The following is a 439-nucleotide window of genomic DNA, read 5'->3' as shown; positions in this document are numbered from 1 at the left end:
TTGCAGACAATACACTTCCTGCGTTAACTGATGGTCCACACACCATTACCGTGACTGCAACAGATGCAGCAGGTAACGTAGGTAACGATACTGCAGTGGTGACCATTGATACGGTTGCACCAAATGCACCGGTGCTTGATCCGATCAATGCAACAGACCCAGTGAGCGGTCAGGCAGAGCCTGGTTCAACCGTGACTGTGACTTATCCTGATGGCACAACTGCAACAGTGGTAGCAGGACCGGATGGTAGCTGGTCAGTACCAAACCCAGGTAACCTGGTGGATGGCGATACAGTGACTGCAACAGCGACTGACCCTGCAGGCAACACTTCATTGCCAGGTACAGGCACAGTTTCAGCAGACATCACAGCACCTGTGGTTGCGCTGGATGATGTGTTGACGAAAGACAGCACACCAGCACTTACTGGTACAGTGAACGA

1 protein-coding gene is annotated in these 439 nt (G+C 52.2%); it reads left to right on the top strand.

The features are described 5' to 3' along the window. A partial coding sequence (locus AB2U10_RS19185; RefSeq protein ID WP_367916691.1) for an Ig-like domain-containing protein occupies positions 1 to 439 on the top strand: 439 nt, incomplete at both ends.

It is taken from the genome of Leadbetterella sp. DM7 (assembly GCF_040829825.2).
Lineage (GTDB): Bacteria > Bacteroidota > Bacteroidia > Cytophagales > Spirosomataceae > Leadbetterella.
The sequence above is the reverse complement of the archived record's forward strand: the minus strand, read 5'-3'. Positions and strand labels throughout refer to the sequence as shown.